General features: G+C 52.3%; 12 protein-coding genes and 1 pseudogene. 11 read left to right on the top strand and 2 right to left on the bottom strand.

Features of this window, described 5'->3' with window-relative positions:
- Nucleotides 1-6 precede the first annotated feature (6 nt).
- Nucleotides 7-1,434: an MmgE/PrpD family protein gene (locus tag ERD78_RS14935; RefSeq protein ID WP_129970103.1), complete on the top strand. Its 1,428-nt coding sequence runs from the start codon at nucleotides 7-9 to the stop codon at nucleotides 1,432-1,434.
- Here the strand turns inward: ERD78_RS14935 and ERD78_RS14940 are convergent.
- On the bottom strand, nucleotides 1,392-2,117 hold the full coding sequence (locus ERD78_RS14940; protein WP_129970104.1) for a GntR family transcriptional regulator: 726 nt from the start codon (nucleotides 2,115-2,117) through the stop codon (nucleotides 1,392-1,394). The genes ERD78_RS14935 and ERD78_RS14940 overlap by 43 nt on opposite strands.
- Before the next feature lie 225 nt (nucleotides 2,118-2,342).
- Between ERD78_RS14940 and ERD78_RS14945 the strand changes: the two genes are divergently transcribed.
- The 9 genes from ERD78_RS14945 to ERD78_RS14985 all read left to right on the top strand — a co-directional run bounded on the left by ERD78_RS14945 (nucleotide 2,343) and on the right by ERD78_RS14985 (nucleotide 14,462).
- Nucleotides 2,343-3,248, top strand: a complete 906-nt coding sequence (locus ERD78_RS14945; protein WP_129970105.1) for a TauD/TfdA dioxygenase family protein — start codon at nucleotides 2,343-2,345, stop codon at nucleotides 3,246-3,248.
- A gap of 412 nt (nucleotides 3,249-3,660) precedes the next feature.
- Nucleotides 3,661-4,329, top strand: a complete 669-nt coding sequence (locus ERD78_RS14950; protein ID WP_129970106.1) for an RraA family protein — start codon at nucleotides 3,661-3,663, stop codon at nucleotides 4,327-4,329.
- 1,205 nt (nucleotides 4,330-5,534) lie between these two features.
- Complete coding sequence (locus ERD78_RS14955) at nucleotides 5,535-6,935, top strand: NAD(P)/FAD-dependent oxidoreductase (RefSeq protein ID WP_129970107.1); 1,401 nt, start codon at nucleotides 5,535-5,537, stop codon at nucleotides 6,933-6,935.
- Between the two features lie 26 nt (nucleotides 6,936-6,961).
- A complete protein-coding gene (locus tag ERD78_RS14960) occupies nucleotides 6,962-8,494 on the top strand; it encodes a PucR family transcriptional regulator (RefSeq protein ID WP_129970108.1) in 1,533 nt (510 codons plus the stop codon).
- Complete coding sequence (locus ERD78_RS14965) at nucleotides 8,407-10,539, top strand: metallophosphoesterase (protein ID WP_129970109.1); 2,133 nt, start codon at nucleotides 8,407-8,409, stop codon at nucleotides 10,537-10,539. Before ERD78_RS14960 ends, ERD78_RS14965 begins: the two co-directional genes overlap by 88 nt.
- Nucleotides 10,540-10,560: 21 nt before the next feature.
- Nucleotides 10,561-11,532 carry a Bug family tripartite tricarboxylate transporter substrate binding protein gene (locus tag ERD78_RS14970; protein ID WP_129970110.1) on the top strand — a complete coding sequence of 324 codons (972 nt, stop codon included), beginning with the start codon at nucleotides 10,561-10,563 and terminating at the stop codon, nucleotides 11,530-11,532.
- A 576-nt stretch (nucleotides 11,533-12,108) separates the two neighbouring features.
- Nucleotides 12,109-12,390, top strand: a complete 282-nt coding sequence (locus ERD78_RS14975; protein WP_129970111.1) for a type II toxin-antitoxin system TacA family antitoxin — start codon at nucleotides 12,109-12,111, stop codon at nucleotides 12,388-12,390.
- Nucleotides 12,387-12,908: a GNAT family N-acetyltransferase gene (locus ERD78_RS14980; RefSeq protein WP_129970112.1), complete on the top strand. Its 522-nt coding sequence runs from the start codon at nucleotides 12,387-12,389 to the stop codon at nucleotides 12,906-12,908. Before ERD78_RS14975 ends, ERD78_RS14980 begins: the two co-directional genes overlap by 4 nt.
- Nucleotides 12,909-13,328: 420 nt before the next feature.
- A complete protein-coding gene (locus ERD78_RS14985; protein WP_167668952.1) occupies nucleotides 13,329-14,462 on the top strand; it encodes an RES family NAD+ phosphorylase in 1,134 nt (377 codons plus the stop codon).
- 114 nt (nucleotides 14,463-14,576) lie between these two features.
- Here the strand turns inward: ERD78_RS14985 and ERD78_RS14990 are convergent, their stop codons facing one another.
- Entirely contained in the window at nucleotides 14,577-15,761 is a 1,185-nt protein-coding gene (locus ERD78_RS14990; RefSeq protein ID WP_129970114.1) for a DUF4236 domain-containing protein, read from the bottom strand.
- A gap of 243 nt (nucleotides 15,762-16,004) precedes the next feature.
- Between ERD78_RS14990 and radC the strand changes: the two are divergent.
- Nucleotides 16,005-16,564 (top strand): annotated as a pseudogene (gene radC, locus ERD78_RS14995) (RadC family protein).
- The last annotated feature ends 63 nt before the right edge of the window (nucleotides 16,565-16,627 follow it).

The raw sequence follows: 16,627 nt of genomic DNA on the forward strand, positions 1-16,627 counted from the left end.
AAAATAATGTCGCATACAGACCACGATGTTTCCGATACAGACGCCATTCCCTTGACGGCGGAGTTGGCACAGTTCATATCCCATCTGACGTTCACGGATCTTCCGCAGACCGCGATCACGACCGCGAGCACCGGCTTTGTGGATTGCACCGGCGTCATGCTCGCAGGCGCGGATGAGCCAGTCGTTGGCAAAGTCATCTCTGCTATTGGACACTGTGCCGGGGAAGCCCCCGTGCTTTTCAGCCAGCACACGATGCACCCGGCGCATGCCGCCTGGATCAATGGCGTGGCGGCGCACGCGTTGGATTGGGATGACGCTGCTTTAAGAGGCCACCCAAGCGCCGTTCTCGTGCCAACCATTCTTGCAGAGGCTCATGTGTTGGGCCGCTCGGGAGCAGACGCCATCACTGCTTTTGTCGCAGGCTATGAGACCTGGGCGGAGCTGGCGCACCGTGATGCCGAAAGCCATCACCGTAAAGGCTGGCACCCGACTGGAATCTTCGGCGCCATCGCCTCCGCTGCGGCCTGTGCCTCGCTATACAATCTGGACCCGGAACGTGCCGCGCATGCCCTGGCCATTGCTGCTTCGCGAAGCAGCGGGCTCATGTCGAACTTCGGCAGTATGACGAAGCCTATACACGCTGGCAATGCTGCGCATGCCGGCATCATTGCCGCAAGGCTAGCCGCCGCCGGTACGACGGGATCTCATAATACATTGGAAGATCCGCAAGGCTTCTTATCCGCAGTGTCTCCCTCGGGCAAGGTGGATAAGCGCACTCCCGTTCATGCGCGCCGGGATTGGCATATAGAAGAGTATGGCCTGAACATCAAGCAGTATCCTATGTGCTATTGCACGCATCGTCCTATCGATGCCATGATTGCGCTTCAGAAAAAGCATGGGTGGGATCCGAATCAAATCAGAAACATCGATGTGTCGATCAGTGGCAGAAACGCTACCGTTCTGCGCAACCATTGGCCTCAAACTGGTCTGGAAGCCAAGTTTAGTATTGAGTTTGCAATGGCTTCGGCGGTGGTTGCCCAGCGAGTTGGCCTTGCTCAAGTGAATGATGATTTTGTGCAAACAGACATCATTCAAGATTTGATGCACCGCGTCTCGGTCACGATCAATCCGGCGGAAGATGCCGAATCCGGCTATGCACCGTACGACCACGTCGTTGTAACGTTGGCCGGCGGTGAAACCGTAAAGAGCGATGAGGTCCATGAGGCGCGCGGGGCCCGTTCCGTGCCCTTGACGAAGGGCGAGCTTAGAGAAAAATTTGAGGAGTGCGCCCGGGCCGGTGGCATCCGTGACGACATTGCCGGTTTGTTCGAATTCTTGAGCTCGCTGGACAGGCAAGCGGAACTGATGCCTTTGCGGAAATGGCAGCGCCATCAGGTGATCGTTCTAGCGTCGAACTGGAACCCGAACGTATAGGCCTGCCCGCCAGGGTATCGCGAGGTGCCCACCAAAACCTCCCTGCCTTGGGCGTCCCGGTATACCAGCCGTCTCTGCAAAATAGGATGCCCCGGCAGGACCCCCAATTTTCTTGCGTCTTGTGGCGTAGCACTGTGGGCATCTAGTTCCACTTCACCGGACGCGATGTCGAAACCAGCATTCTTCAACAAGACCAGCAGGCTTTTATGCTCAATGTCCGCAGGGGGGATAAGTCCATGCACGGAGGCCGGCATGTAGCGCGTGTCCAGGCTCATGACGCCATTGACCGAGCGCGTGCGTTGAAGCCGGGTCACTTTTTCGCCCGTCTTCAGCTTCATGAGCCTGACAATGTTTGCCGGCGCTTTGACGATTCCATACGATTCGACAACGAAATGGACGGCGCCGCCTTCCGTCCAGCCCGAGAAGTCGGGTGTTCCCGAGATCGGCAGGCGTTCCAAATAATGTCCACTGACGAAAGACCCCACGCCCCGCTTGCGCACAATGACCCCGGCATTGACCAGCCTCTGGTAGGCATGCCTCGCGGTCATTCTGCTGACACCGAACCGGGCGGCGACATCCGGCTCGGCGGGCAGCGGCTCGCTGCGGCCGGCTCCGGTCTGTATGAGCTCGCGCAGGTAGCATTCAATCTTCTGGTAGGCAGGGCCGGCTTTCTTACCTGTCATTCTTGTCTCTCGCCATGGGCGCACACAATCTCAATCCACTGAATGCTAGCTCAGCTGGGCATGAGATGTCGACGCTGTCGTCTTCAAGCATCACCAGATTGCGACATGTCTATACATACTCTTGACATGACATATGTATATACATATGATGAAGTCATTCCCAGCGGTGCACGATGACATTTTCTTGCGCAGTGCGGGGCAACTTCCATGACAAAAGGATAAGGCATGAATCAAACAAGCTCTGCGATTGCCGACAGGCAACGCGATATCGATGTAGAAGTGCTGCCGCTCGCTGCTGCTTTGGGCGCGGAGGTAAAGGGCGTGAACGTCGCTGAGGGCGTCGGCGACGATCAAATGGCTGTGGTGCTTGATGCCTTGCATACGTATGGGGTGATCGTTCTCCGTGACCAGCGCTTGACGCCGCAACAGCAGGTGGCCTTTTGCAGGCGCTTAGGCCCGATGCGCGTGTCGTTCATGACCGACGTTGCGGTTCCCGAAGCACCGGAACTCACCATCGTTTCCAATATCGTGAAGGACGGGAGGCCGATAGGTCTTGTGGATGCCGGCGCCCTTTGGCACACCGATGGCTCTTACCTACCGCAGCCCGATATGTATACTGTACTGCACGCGATTCAGATTCCCCAACGGGATGGTACCTCGCTGGGCGAAACACGTTTCATGAGCACAGCTGCGGTCTATGAGAATTTGCCCGACGACATCCGCGAAAAAATCGACAGTGCGCAAGGGGTGCATAGCCTTTCGTATCACATCCAACGCAAGATAGAAGGCAACTTCAAGGCACCTCCGGCAAAGGACTCCAAGCCGGATGTGCTGCATCCCGCCGTGATCCAGCACCCGGTGACCAAGCGTAAAGGGATCTACTTGACGGAAGGCCATACCAAAGCCATACAAGGTTTGCCTGAGCAGGAAGGTCGAGAGCTGTTGGACGTCATCGCCACCTTTGCCAAGCAGCCGCAATTTCTGTACCGCCACAAGTGGCGTGAGGGCGATTTGCTGGTTTGGGACAACGTCGGCACGCAGCACCTAGCCATCACCGACTACGGCACGATGCCCCGCCGTTTGCACCGCGCCGGAATCAGTAGTCCCTTTGACGTTTTTACGAAGCACTGAAGCCCTTATACGGCAGAAGGGCAGCAAAACGGGCCGCTTGTGTGGCCCACTTTGTCGTTATTTGGTGAAGCTGATCACCTAGCTTGCCAAATATGCTCATGTCCACAGAATCGGGATATGCAGCAGTAAATCAAGCTATCAGTGGGTGGCTGGCCCAGCAGATATTCCAGACGGTGTCGCGGCGGAATTGAATGGGGTAATGAAAAAAATAGCAAACGACGAAAAATGATGAAAAGTCTCAAAGGCGCCGCACGCTACGATCCTATAGGAAGTAGCGCACCAGGCATGGCTAAAAGACAAAAGACGACACTGAGCTGTTTGGTGGCTTGGTCAAAGAGTCCGGTAGTCAGCCACAGTAGATAAAAAGCACTTTCAGTACTTGCAACGCATATTAGCATTTACGGGACAAACCATGATCGGATTTCAAATTAAGAAGCGACACCGCGCGGTCGAGGCATCAATCGTCGACCGCTACAAGCAATTGCCAGTGGCCAATATTAGCGACGTGATGTCGAGGATGTTTGCCGGAGGACCAGATCTGCGTCCGATGCATAATGGAACTGGATTGGCAGGCTCGGCCGTCACTGTTCGATGTCGGCCCGGAGACAATCTGCTCGTACATAAGGCCTTGGAAGTTGCTCAGGCCGGTGACGTGATTATTGTAGATGCGGGCGGCGACCTGTCTAATGCCATCATTGGCGAAATTATGGTTGCATATGCTAAGAGGCGGGGCTTGGCAGGGATAGTCATCAACGGTGCCATTCGAGACTCCGCCGTAATTCGCCAAGGAGACTTTCCCGTATTTGCTGCCGGCGTTACCCACCGCGGGCCTTATAAAGATGGCCCTGGTGAGATCAATGTCGAGATATCTATTGGAGGTATGGTTATTGAGCCTGGCGACCTTATTGTTGGTGATGCAGACGGCTTACTTTGCGTTCCGTTTGATCTTGTCGACGAAGTGTATCGCGAAACGGTCAATAAGCATGAGGTAGAAGAGCGCATGCTTGCTGATATTGCTGCGGGTACCTATGATTCCAGTTGGGTAGATACTCGTTTGGCATCACTTGGTTGTGATCTCTAGTGTGACCTTATTGCGTGCGTACAGTCGAGCGATCAAACTATGTCTGGGCTCGGCCAGAGAAGACACTCTCCAAGGCAACCAGCTGATGGTGCTGAGCCTGACGGTGCCCGAGTACCATTGCAAGGACTGTGATCGCTATTTTCGCCACCGGTTCGCAGCATCCGGCCACCGTGCCGGGCTATTGAGACTTACCGTCTAGAAGTCTTCGAGGCCCACGATGAGGGCGCGAGCCAGGGCTATACCACGCGCGCTGGTCGATTGAAGAATCACAAGATGTTCGGAAGAGCCGGAAAAGCTCTTAAATTCCTGACACAAATAAAAATTCCCAGCCTTCAGAGCCGGCCATCGAATTCGTGGCTGTGGCCCAAAAGGGGCGTAAACCAGCATAAATAAAGGATCCTTTCAGACGTGGCGAAATTTTGAGAGACTGGTTTAGGGGCTAAACATCATCGCCTGCAAGTTAGATAATGCCCCTCGGCAGATCAGAAGTGCCTTGGTGTACGTGCATACCATTCTTATCGCCTATTAGCCTGAATACTTCAAGCTGCGCGCCGCATGTGATGGCTATGCATTGAGCGCGGTATTCCCGAGATGCCAGTAGTTCAATATGGGGTTTGACGGATACTTTTAATTGCCACTAAATCCCGTCAAAAAGCCGAAGGTCGATTTATTGGCCGTTGGATCCTTAACGCCATAATTATGGCGGGTGCATCGCGCCCCTAGGCATAGCTTCTGACGCTCGTTTGTACTGCGTGTACTCAGAGATTTCGTGAAGTGCCGTGTCTCTAGAGAACCTGGAAGATGCAGGAAGTCACCCGGTACCCGCAGTTCTTCAAAGCTATCAAAATAGACCATTCAGCATCTCGATCTAACCGAATTGATTAGACGGGTTGTACTTATTACTAGAAATCGCTTCCGCCAGCTACTAGCTCAGTATGCGATGCCCCTTTTATGGGCTTCACAAGGGTGTAAGTAGCTTCTCCAGCCAAGTGGTTCACCCGTGTCAACTTTGTGCACAAGAATCCGTGATACATATTTTGAGTAGTGCATTGGCACGATAGTAGGATTCAGTAAGAGCAATTCCTAAGTTCGCTTCATTGACGCGCCGCGCCGCACTCTGGAGAATGTGCCTCACCAGTAATCAACAGTAATGTAGTCAATTCTGATCGGTCGTAGCGTACAAGCTGCACGATACTAAAGTCATAATGAGATTTCACCCTACAAAGCCTCTGAAGCCGAGTTATTGGCAAGATTCGCTCACGTTTTCCACACGTTGCCCCGCATTCAAGGGGGAGCACCGTGCAGACGTCGCCATCATTGGTGGCGGGTTTGTAGGTTTATGGACTGCTCTGAATATTAAACAGCTTGAGCCCGACTGCACTGTGGTAATTCTTGAGCAAGATATATGTGGCGGGGGAGCATCTGGGCGCAACGGTGGCCTCGTGATGTCGTGGTGGCCGAAGATCGGAACGCTCAAGTCTATCTGTAACCCCGAACAAGCGCTTTTTTTGGCGCGCAGTGCCGAACGGGCGATTATTGAACTGGGTGAGTTCTGTCAGCAGCACGCTATTGATGCCCAGTTTGTTCAGAATGGGTGGCTCTGGACCGCGACAACATCGCTGCACGTTGGTTCATGGAATCGCACGCTGCAAATTTGCGAAGATTTGGGCGTTAGACCGTTTGAGCGGATCTGCTCAACGGATTTGAGGCGCAGGACGGGGTCTTCCATTCATTTGGCGGGCATATTCGAAGCTTCCAACGCCACCGTGCAACCGGCGGCCCTTGTACAAGGCATGTGCCAGGTCGCCCTAGAATCCGGCATTCGGATCTATGAGCAGTCGGCCGTACGATGCATGCGACCTGGGTCACCTGCACTATTACAAACAGACCAAGGACAACTTAAAGCGGACAAGATAGTGCTTGCGACAAATGCCTGGTCGGCAGCAATTCCAGAACTGGCACGAATCATCACGCCGGTCAACAGCAGCATCGTTGTGACTCAACCTGTGCCCAAAGACCTTGAAGAGATAGGCTGGACAGGCGGTGAGTCTATTACGGACTCGCAGATGTTGGTAGATTACTACCGTACAACGCCAGATGGGCGTATCGCATTTGGTAAAGGAACGGGAGTGATTTCCTATCGATCTGAAATCAACCAGACTTTTAGCGACGATACCGAGAGCATCGCCATGGCGCGTGCAGACCTTTTTAATACCTACCCTTTCTTAAAAAAAAACATAGTCGCTTATAGCTGGTCAGGCCCTATTGATCGTACTTATGATAGCCTGCCTGTCTTTGGAAGATTGGCAGGGCAAGAAAACATTTTCTATGGTGTTGGCTGGAGTGGTAACGGTGTGGGCCCTAGCCGACTAGGCGGCCGTATTTTGGCGAGCTTGGCATTAGCTCGCCAGGATGAATGGAGTCGATGCGGATTGGTGGAAAGGAGATGCAAAAGGTTTCCGAGTGACCCTATTCGCTTTATAGGCGGCAACTTGGTTCGCAACGCAGTTATCTGCAAGGAAGAAGCCGAGATGAAAGGCCGTCGGCCAACCAAGATCCAGCAATGGCTCGCAAGCTTAGCGCCTTCCGGGCTTGAAGACAAATAAGGCGCTTTACTACTGAGGGTCTTCCGATGCCGTTAAGAATTACAGACATTGTCAATATGCCAGAGCTGCACACTCGCTTCTTTGCAGGAGCCGACGGAGGAGAGCGAACGGTGCGCTGGGCACATGTCTGCGAACTTCCAGACCCTTCTGAATGGTTGGGGGAAGGTGGCTTGCTCATGACAACCGGCATGGGCATTCCTGCGCACCTGGGCATTCAGGAGTCGTACATAGAGAAGTTGGCTCAGGCGGGGCTGGCCGGTGTAATGATTGGTGAGAACATGCAGGCGCCGAATGATCTTTCAAGCTTACAAAATGCTGCAGATAGATTGAACTTTCCCATCTTGATGACGCAATATGGTGTGCCATTTTCCAGTGTGACACGCATTGTGGTTGAGGCTAGCCGCCGGGAGGAATTTGATCGGCTTAACGTTATCAATCGCTTGTATGTCAGCGCCCGAATGGCAATAGAGGGGATGAGCCTAGAACAGCTTTTCCAGCGCCTGGAAAAGGACATACGCGCTGAACTCATGCTAGTGGATATGTGTGAAGAAAAAAAACTCTGGTTTCCCAAGGATAAGGATATTCCAGAAAACCTTAAAGCAGCCATCAAAAAACAGCCGCTGGATTTCTCGGACACCCAGCCTATTGTCCGTCGCTATCTGCTGGACGATGGAAATGTTTATGCGGCTTCAGTGCCATCCCGGCATACTTGCATCCTTCTAGCACGTGTCGAAGCCGATTGGTCACTTGAATATAGCCTGCTGCAGCACTTGGTGGCGGTGCTGGGTATTTCGATTGAACGCCTTTACGTCGAAACGGAGCGCACACTGCGAATTGGATCTCAGTTGCTGGACGATTTATTGAATTTTCGGCTATCCGCTTACGACATGGGAAAGCAGCTTGAGAAATGCAAGCTAGATGTCGAGTCTGCGTGTCTGGCTGTGGCTAGGCCGGGTAAACAGAGATTGACGGAATGGAATCTTCAGTTTTGCCGACTTGAACTGCCTGTTTTACTGCGCCCGCAAGGAGATGAGTTGGTCATGTTGATGGAAACCGGGCACATTGCAGCTGTACAAAATATTTTGAACGTTGGTGTGGGTTTTAGCAATGCAATCGGCAACTATGAAAGATTATTTGAAGCATTGAGAGAGGCGCGTCTCGCTTCTCTTCATACGAGTGAGATTGCTGTGGTTTCGTATGCGGATATAGCTGACCGCGTTCCTTGGTTACCCCATAATCTCGACGAGGCGACACAGACTTTCCATCGGGTACTAGGCGCTTTGGCTGATTATGAAGAAAAACAAGGTACTGCCTTGCTCAAAACCTTGAAAGTTTTTCTCGATCAAAATCGTTCCTGGTTGGCCGCCGCTAAGCAATTACACATCCACAAGACAACCTTGATATATCGGATACGCAAGATTGAGTCATTGACTGGCCGCTCGCTGGACCGCACTGAAGACGTGACCATCTTATGGCTCGCACTACGAGCCGGCGAACTGGCGGGACGTTTTTTACCACCGTCGCAAGAGCCGAGAGAAAGCCACGATCAATTCAAATAACGGAGGACAGTTTGAAAAGCTCTTCAAAGCAACCTACAGGACGGCGGCTGTTTTCGTTCGCAGTCATCGCGGATACCCATGTGAACGAGGACGACCGCTCCACCCGCTCGCCCTTTGCATCCAACGCAAGAGCAAATGATCGGGCACGGCATGTGTTCTCTGAAATTTCGTTAATGAAGCCTGCTCCAAAATTTATAGTTCACCTCGGGGATATCATTCATCCGGTACCTGAACTACCGACATTTGAGCAAGCGGCGGATCGTTTTAAAGAGATTGTCCGTACCGTGCCTATGCCGCTACACCTGGTGCCTGGTAACCATGACATTGGTGAAAAGAATCTTGAGGGCGTACCGGCGGCGACCATCTGTGAGGAGTACATCACCAAGTACAACGGCGTATTCGGAAGAGACTTCTACTCCTTTGAGGTTGAGGGACTGAAGTGTCTAGTGTTGAATGCTTTCCTCTTTAACTCTGGGCTTCTGGCGGAGCAAACTCAGAAAGAGTGGATAGACTCGGAATTATCCAGTACGGACAAGCGCGTGTTCGTCTTCACACATTACCCTCCCTATCTCTACAAGCCCAATGAGAGAGAAAACTACGACACTATGGACGAACCCGGGCGCAGCTGGCTACTTGAACGTCTGGGAAAGCCCAACGTAGAAGCTATCCTCGCTGGTCATGTTCACAACTTCTGGTACGACGTGGTCAACGGCTGCGAAATGTACTTGCTGCCTTCTACCGCATTCTTGCGGCACGACTATACGGAGTTCTATCGCGTTGACCCGGGGGGCGAGAACGGGCGAGGCGATATCGATAAGCTCGGATACGTCATTATCGATGTTTATGAGGAGGGCCACATTGCCCATTTGATTCGAACTAATGGAAGATGTCTTGATGCCCAGGATACTGCTGAGGTGAGCCGCGCCGCACCCGTTGTGCATACCAAGACGTCATGGCTTCAAAATTTCGGCGTAGAAATGCGCCACCAGTGGAACGAAGTTGCACACATACCGCTTACGGGCGGACTTGAGGAAGTCGGTCGGAAGCTTGCTCGTAATGATTACCAGATTATGGCGCTATGGGAAATGGGGCTAAGAACACTGAAAGTACCCGAGCAGGATATTTTCGACACAGAGACTGTCGAGCGTGCCGGCCTTATGTCGAACGTCGGGCATCTCTTTATTGTCAGCAGCACAGGGGTACCTGGTCAGCCTCTTGTGAAGGCTTTGGAAGATTCCCGTGTCGCCATTGAGGCAGTCGAGTTGAATCTGACGCTTTCGCGACTGTTGGGTCACGCGCCCAAAATTGCCGAAATGCGCAAGCGTGTTGGTGCCAAGTTTATCTTCTCTAAGTTGCGGACCACTGAGGAGTCGCATTTCGATGGCAAGCATTTTAGCCATTTTGTAAACGCGGGGCTCAATTGCAGCGAGGTCGAAGCGATGAAAGATCAATTGGGGAATTTGATCGCGGATGGGGTGATAGATGGTATTACCGTACGTATCAATCTGGGCGAGAGCATCATCAGTACTTCAGCGAAGTTGATTAAGTTAGCTGAGGAGTTGAATTGCGAAATTCTGGCGTCAGTGAAACTGGTGGGTAGAACGCTTGCTGATCGCTTTGACGATGATGAGGAGATCGCTCGGATGGCGGCGGAGGCTGTGGTGGCCTCCAAGAGTTCGGATCGCGTTATCTATGTATTCGACACATTCATGGATGTCGACCGTGGCTATTTTCCGCGCCACGGGTTCATTGATCGTCGATTCAATCTTCGGTCCGTGGGCTTTGTCGTCGCTAATTTGGTACGTTTGCTCGCAGACGAGCCTACGATGACTGTCGAATCGTCACGCACTGAGGACGAGTGCGACGTTATCCAGTTTAGTGGCAATAAAAATTATTCGCTTATCTCTGGCGACGCTTGGAAAGTGACTCGGTTGGCAGGCTCCGGTTCTGGGACGGTGGAGAATCTTCTTGCCCAGAATTTACGCGAGAGTAAAGGCGATAAAAGGAATGTCGGGCGCGCGTTGGTGCTTGTCATAAATAATTAAGTTCTCGTCAAGGAGGCTTCAATGTTGAAAGCAAAACAATTATTCGCTAGCTTGATCTTATCCGCTCTACCGTTGTTGCCTACGCACGCTGCCGATAGCAAGGCGGTGACCCCGGAGAGAGTGATTGTTGGATATGCACCTGGCGGTGCCACTGATGTGATCGCACGTGTGCTTTCTCGGGAGCTGTCAAAAAACTACTCGAAACCAATAGTCGTTGAAAACCGGCCCGGGGCGGGCGGCATGATTGGTGCTGAACTACTGTCACGTGCTAAGCCAGATGGTTCGTCACTGTTGATGGCTTATATTTCCGAAGCCTCGATCAATAAGCTCGTCTACAAAGAGATGTCTTACGATCCGGAAACTGATCTTGTGCCTATTGCTCGAGTTGCAACGGCACCGCTTATTCTCACAACGGGGCCTCGCCTGAAGGTGAAGTCTTACCAAGATCTGATGGAAGTGAAGGATAGAGACGAGCCCTTTACCTACGGATCTGCTGGAAATGGCGGACAGCAGCACTTGGCTGGCGAGTTGCTCAGGATTGAATCAGGGCTCAATATGCTGCATGTCCCCTATCGGGGAAGCGCACTGGCGGCGACCGATGTTTTAGCTGGCCAGATCGATATGGGCTTTTTTTCGGCAAGTCCAATTCTGTCTAACGTTCGTGAAGGTAAATTGAATGCGCTTTTCATCGCGGGCCCTGAGCGTCAAAGTGTATTGCCTGACGTGCCAACCGCAGAGGAAGTGGGTTTGCCGAATTTCCATTTACTCACATGGTTCGGTGTTTTTGGCCCTCGAGGCATGACGCCTCAAGTTGCACAGGATCTGGCCGGTCAAGTCCAGGCGGCACTCACGCAGCCCGAGGTCGTTGAAACATTGAGCGCCCAAGGCTTGACGCCCTCCTATCTGCCGCCCACTGAATTCCGCCGCTATATTGCGTCGGAAATGCAGAAATACGGTCAGATTGTAGAGAAAGCTAATATCGAAAAGCAGTAAAAAGCCTGGACGCGCTCTCCTATAAATTGTCTTTTCGCACCGATACTTGCGTCAATTGAACCTACTCTCACGTGCGCACGAGGGTCGAATTGAGCTTCAAATGCCTCTTTCGGCCCTTCAATGCCGAACGAACTCCCACTATCACGGTTACACCAGCACGCAAACGAGCATTGGCGGACAGTATTTCAGCAGCCTGCTAATGCCATCCATCTCTAAGTTCAGAGCGAGGGTTCGAAAACCCTCTTCAGATAGACCTTTCCATCCGCCAAACGCCTGGCTGTGCGAAACATTTTTGCTATGCTTACAGTAGGCGCCCGATTGAAGAATTCCTGGCACAAAAGAAAATGCCCGGTCTTAAGGGTCGGGCATCGCTGGGGCACGATCCCAAAACGGGCGTAAACCAGCATAAATAAAGGGCCTTTTTAGAAATGACGAAATCCGAGGGAACAGTTTAGGTAACAGTCCCCATAGATGCAAACATTGCGTCTCTAGCACCTGGGCGCCAATGGCTATAACGCATCTTGGATTGTACTCCATTTGGAAGTACAATTATCACTCTAACCCGAGGGGCTTGCCATGTCCAGCATAGTAGAAGCAAAAGATGATCGGCTTCAGGTACGCCTGAACGCCGAGGCCAAGACCGTGCTTCAACGCGCGGCGAACTACCGTCATAAGACGGTGAGTCAGTTCGTGCTGACGACGGCTTTGGCTGAAGCCGAAAAGGTCATTCGCGAGAACGAAGCCGTCGCGCTGTCGGCGGCGGATTGGAAGGTATTTTACGACGCCTTGAGCAATCCTCCTGCACCCAATGCCGCGTTGCGGAAGGCGTTTGCCAAGTATCAGAAGTCGGCCGAATGACAGTCATGCCATCACCATGGCAGGCTTTGGCGTTTGATAGCAAGGTACATGATCGCACTGCTTTCTCCTGTGGCGTTGCTGAACTTGATCGCTATCTTCGAGAGCATGCGTCGCAGGACATCAAACGGGATGTTGCTCGTGTCTTTGTGGCTGTGCGGCCCGAAACCACGGCGATCTGCGGTTATTACAGTTTGAGTGCGACGAGCTTCCAGCGCGATGAACTGCCTGCGGAACAGGCTAAGAAACTGCCACGTTATCCCGTTCCTGCTGTCCTGCTTGGCCGCTTGGCTGTTGATCGTGATGCTCAGGGATCGGGCTTGGGCGAGTTCCTGCTTATGGATGCGATGTATCGTACATTGCTCGCAACACAGGTGATGGCCGTCCACGCGATGGTCGTGGATGCAAAAGATGCTGCTGCCGCCAAGTTCTATCGGAAATACGGGTTTATCGATTTTCCGAACAATACCCAGCGGTTGTTCCTGCCGATGGCGACGATGCGTCAATTGAAGGAGTCCTGAGCTCAAGCTCGATTTCGTGGGAAGGAGGGACCTCCGGCTTCAGCAGCTGTCGCGCGCTTAACTGCTAGCGCAGCAAACCTCTACTTTTAACGACCGTTAAAAATGGGGGGATTACCGCTGCGCTGGCCAACTGTCGTTATCTAATTTGTAGCTGCGTGCTACAACAATGGTTCAGAAAAATAGGAAGGCTATTCGATGTGCCACGTATGTGCTGCCTGCATTGGTGAACCATTCCTTCGGGAGTTAGTCCGTGCCACTGCCTGCAGTTCAAACTCATGTGATTATTGCAGTGGGGGCCTGCCTGCAACCGAGATCGGATTTGTTGCAGACAAATGTGATGAGGTTATTTCAACGTTCTACACGCCTTCGCACCTGACTCAGGCAGTAATCTACTTTGATAGGACACCAGCCGGAACGGACTTGGAGACAACGCTACAGCAACTTGTTCAATCTTCCGATGAGGTCATTAAGGACATAGCGGAAGCGCTTCAGTTCATGTGGTATGACAGGGATAGTGGTGAGTATCAGTATGGGGACGATGAGCCTTGGTTTGTGCTCAAGTCGCGGATGGAGTCTCCACTGAGCCAAGGCTGGACCCTCATGGAGAACAGCTTACGGAGTGAGGCGCGGTATCTGAATCCGAAGGTGGCTCAGTTTATGGAGTCGATATTCGGTGGGATTGCAGATGATATCGCCGAAAATGGATCTTCAGTACTTGTGGATGTTGGCCCAGAAACTCATTCTGAGACACTCTATCGCGCTCGTGTCTTCCAATCGGAAAAAAGCATGGGTGAGGCTTTACGTCATCCAGAGCGGTTTTTGGGTGCTCCTGCAGCAGGTGTTGGAGCGGGTGGGCGCATGAATGCCGCTGGTCAACCAGCTTTTTACGGAGCCACCGATGTTCAGACGGCGCTTGCTGAGGTGCGCCCGCCGGTAGGCAGTTGGGTTGTTGTGGCGCAATTCTCTATTACTCGTGCTTTGAAATTGCTGGATCTAAAACGTCTTAGTCAAATTACGCTGTCAAAGAACGCTAGCTTGTTTGACCCCGGCACTAAGGCTGCAGCGGAAAGACGAGATTTTCTGCGTCTACTTTGCGAAAAAATTGTTGCCCCAGTCATGCCGGAAAGTCAGGAGCGCAATTATTTGATTACGCAAGTCGTTGCAGACTACCTGTCAGTGCATCCGCGTGCATCTATAGATGGCATCATTTATCCATCTGTTCAGCGTAGCAGTGAGGGAAACAGCTCAAGCGGAGAAAATATTGTTCTGTTCCATAAGGCGGCAACAGCTACACATGCTGACCGTGAGGGTGCAACTGCAGACGTGGATCTTTGGGAATATGAAGAGGGCGAGCCTAATCGTTATTTTCGCCCTCGGATTATGTATTTGCCGGATAAGCCTCAGGACTGGCTTTGGTCGTTAGGTTATCAACCGAAACCTGCGTTACAGTTGGTGCGAGATAGTCTCCAAATTCATCGTGTTCAATGTATAGATATTCGTACTGACGTTACGCCTCTAGAGGTCGAGAGTGTAGATTTATGGGGAAAAAGATAAGAGTACCTTTTGATGCTGAGGAATAGACAATTCCTTGGGTAAATGTCGTCATTGCTATTGAGAAAATGGAAGGCCGGTATTTTGTTTACGCGGGCTTGTGTGGTTTCCCCATAATCAAATTGGTTGAATAGGTTTGAAAATTCCTGTCTTGGTCATCTGCCGCCGCAGCTCAAATTGAGCGAGAGACTCGACGACATCGATCATTTCCAGCACTGCAAAGTCGATACGCTCCCAGTCGCGACGTTCCACGCTGACTGAATATAAGTAGTCATCACGCACTTGTCCTGTGGCAGGATCATTGCGCTGAGAAAACCCCGAAAGCGTGACACGGTGAGCGGACGGAAGGGCAGCGAAGGTTTCTCCAACGATACGGAAGCCAATACCGTGCACATGTGCCATATATCGCTTGCGGATTTGTGCAGCGGGCAAGTCTTTGACAGACAGTTTTAGACCGCGAGCGGGCACTGCGGCGATCTTGGATGGCATGTCTTCGAGCTCAGGTAAGTCTACGTCGAGGCGGACATGCTGGCCTTGCTCCGCAATTTCTAGCGATATCAGTGTTTCTCGTGGCCACGCAATATCTTGTAAGTTTTCTTCCAGCCAACGCTCCATGGCACTAATGTCATGATAGATCTCGTGTTCGATGAAGTGTTGTCGCTGCTCTTGTTCCTTTTCATAGCGCGCCTTGTCTTGTTCCCATGCTTCGAGTTGGCGCTGATGATGTGCAATAGCTTGTTGATGCGCTGCCTCCAGCTTTGCGAGTCTCTTCGGTAGGAGCTTTTCCCACCAGCGGGGGGGTGAAGGCGTAGGAGGAAGAGGGGCTGGTGATGCGTAAGGTGCCGGGATAAAACGAGGACGAGAATAGGGGGGCGGCGTATCTAGGTGAATGTTGGCCAGCGCGTCTAGTTCTCCGTTGATCTCATCACATTTGCGCTGAATCAATCCCAGGATGGCTTCGCGGTTTTGTTTTTTCGCGAGCTCCACCATCGATTCGCTAAGTTCGGTGCCATCTTGATCGTGGAAGGTGAGTAGCCCGTCATCTGCCACTCCGCAAATGAGAGAAACGTGACGGGTCGGTGATGTTGACGGGCGTGTGAGCGATTGCCTTTGCTTAGGTGGAGGCTTATGCAGGTTCTGGCTGGATGAAAAACCTATAAAGCTGGTGTTCAGGCGTGCTCCGCGCTTGCCGATTCCCACCGAAGCACCGCGTGGACCCAGCGTCCAACTCATCCCAGACTTGCTTAGATTCATGCGTATGCCCGGCGCCAGTTTGATGGAGCGCCGAAAGCGCAGAGCCATAATGTTCTCCTGCTTTCCCTATGATATTGTTATATTCAACTATATATCACAAATAGTTACTTAATAGTTTTTATCGCTACCGCACAACTGGCAACCCCAAACACCATAAACGACTACGCCCGCTTCCGCGGGCGTGCCTTGCACGCTTGCGACCTGGCAGTCGTCTTCGATCTTTGACTGCTTGCGCTGCGCCGTGTTGGTCACGGTTCCGGGCAATTCCGCCCGAGCAACCGGAGCACGATCATGTCGCAACTTTCCTTTTCCTCGTTCGATTCCTCTCTGATGGTGCGTGACGCACAAGGCCATTACCTGTCGGCAACGGCCGATCAGATTATCGAAGCTGCACGGCAGGCGATTGACCAAAATTGCAGCGCGGCGCGTCTTTTTCTTCTCCCGATATCGTCAAGGAATACCTGGGTGCCAAGCTGGCTGGTTACGATCACGAAGTCTTTTCGGTGTTGTTCCTTGATTCGCAGCATCGCTTGATCGAGTATGCCGAGATGTTTCACGGCACCATTGATAGCACGGCAGTCTATCCGCGTGAGGTACTTAAGGAAGCATTACGACTCAATGCAGCCGCCGTCATCATGTCGCACAATCATCCGAGCGGCACTCCAGAACCAAGCGCAGCTGATCGGACATTTACCAAGCGGCTCAAGGAAGCGCTGGCGCTGGTGGATGTTCACACGCTGGATCACATCATTGTCGCGGGCAGCACCACGACGTCATTTGCCGAACAAGGCATTGACCTGTCCGGGAATTTCCTACCAGTGAGAGCTAGAGATTCCGGCCTGGGTTGTTAATTCTTGGTTCAGGGTTCTCACGAACTGCCGTGGGGTCAAATAATTCAAGCTGGAATGCGGCCG

This window comes from Allopusillimonas soli (assembly GCF_004153445.1).
Lineage (GTDB): Bacteria > Pseudomonadota > Gammaproteobacteria > Burkholderiales > Burkholderiaceae_B > Allopusillimonas > Allopusillimonas soli.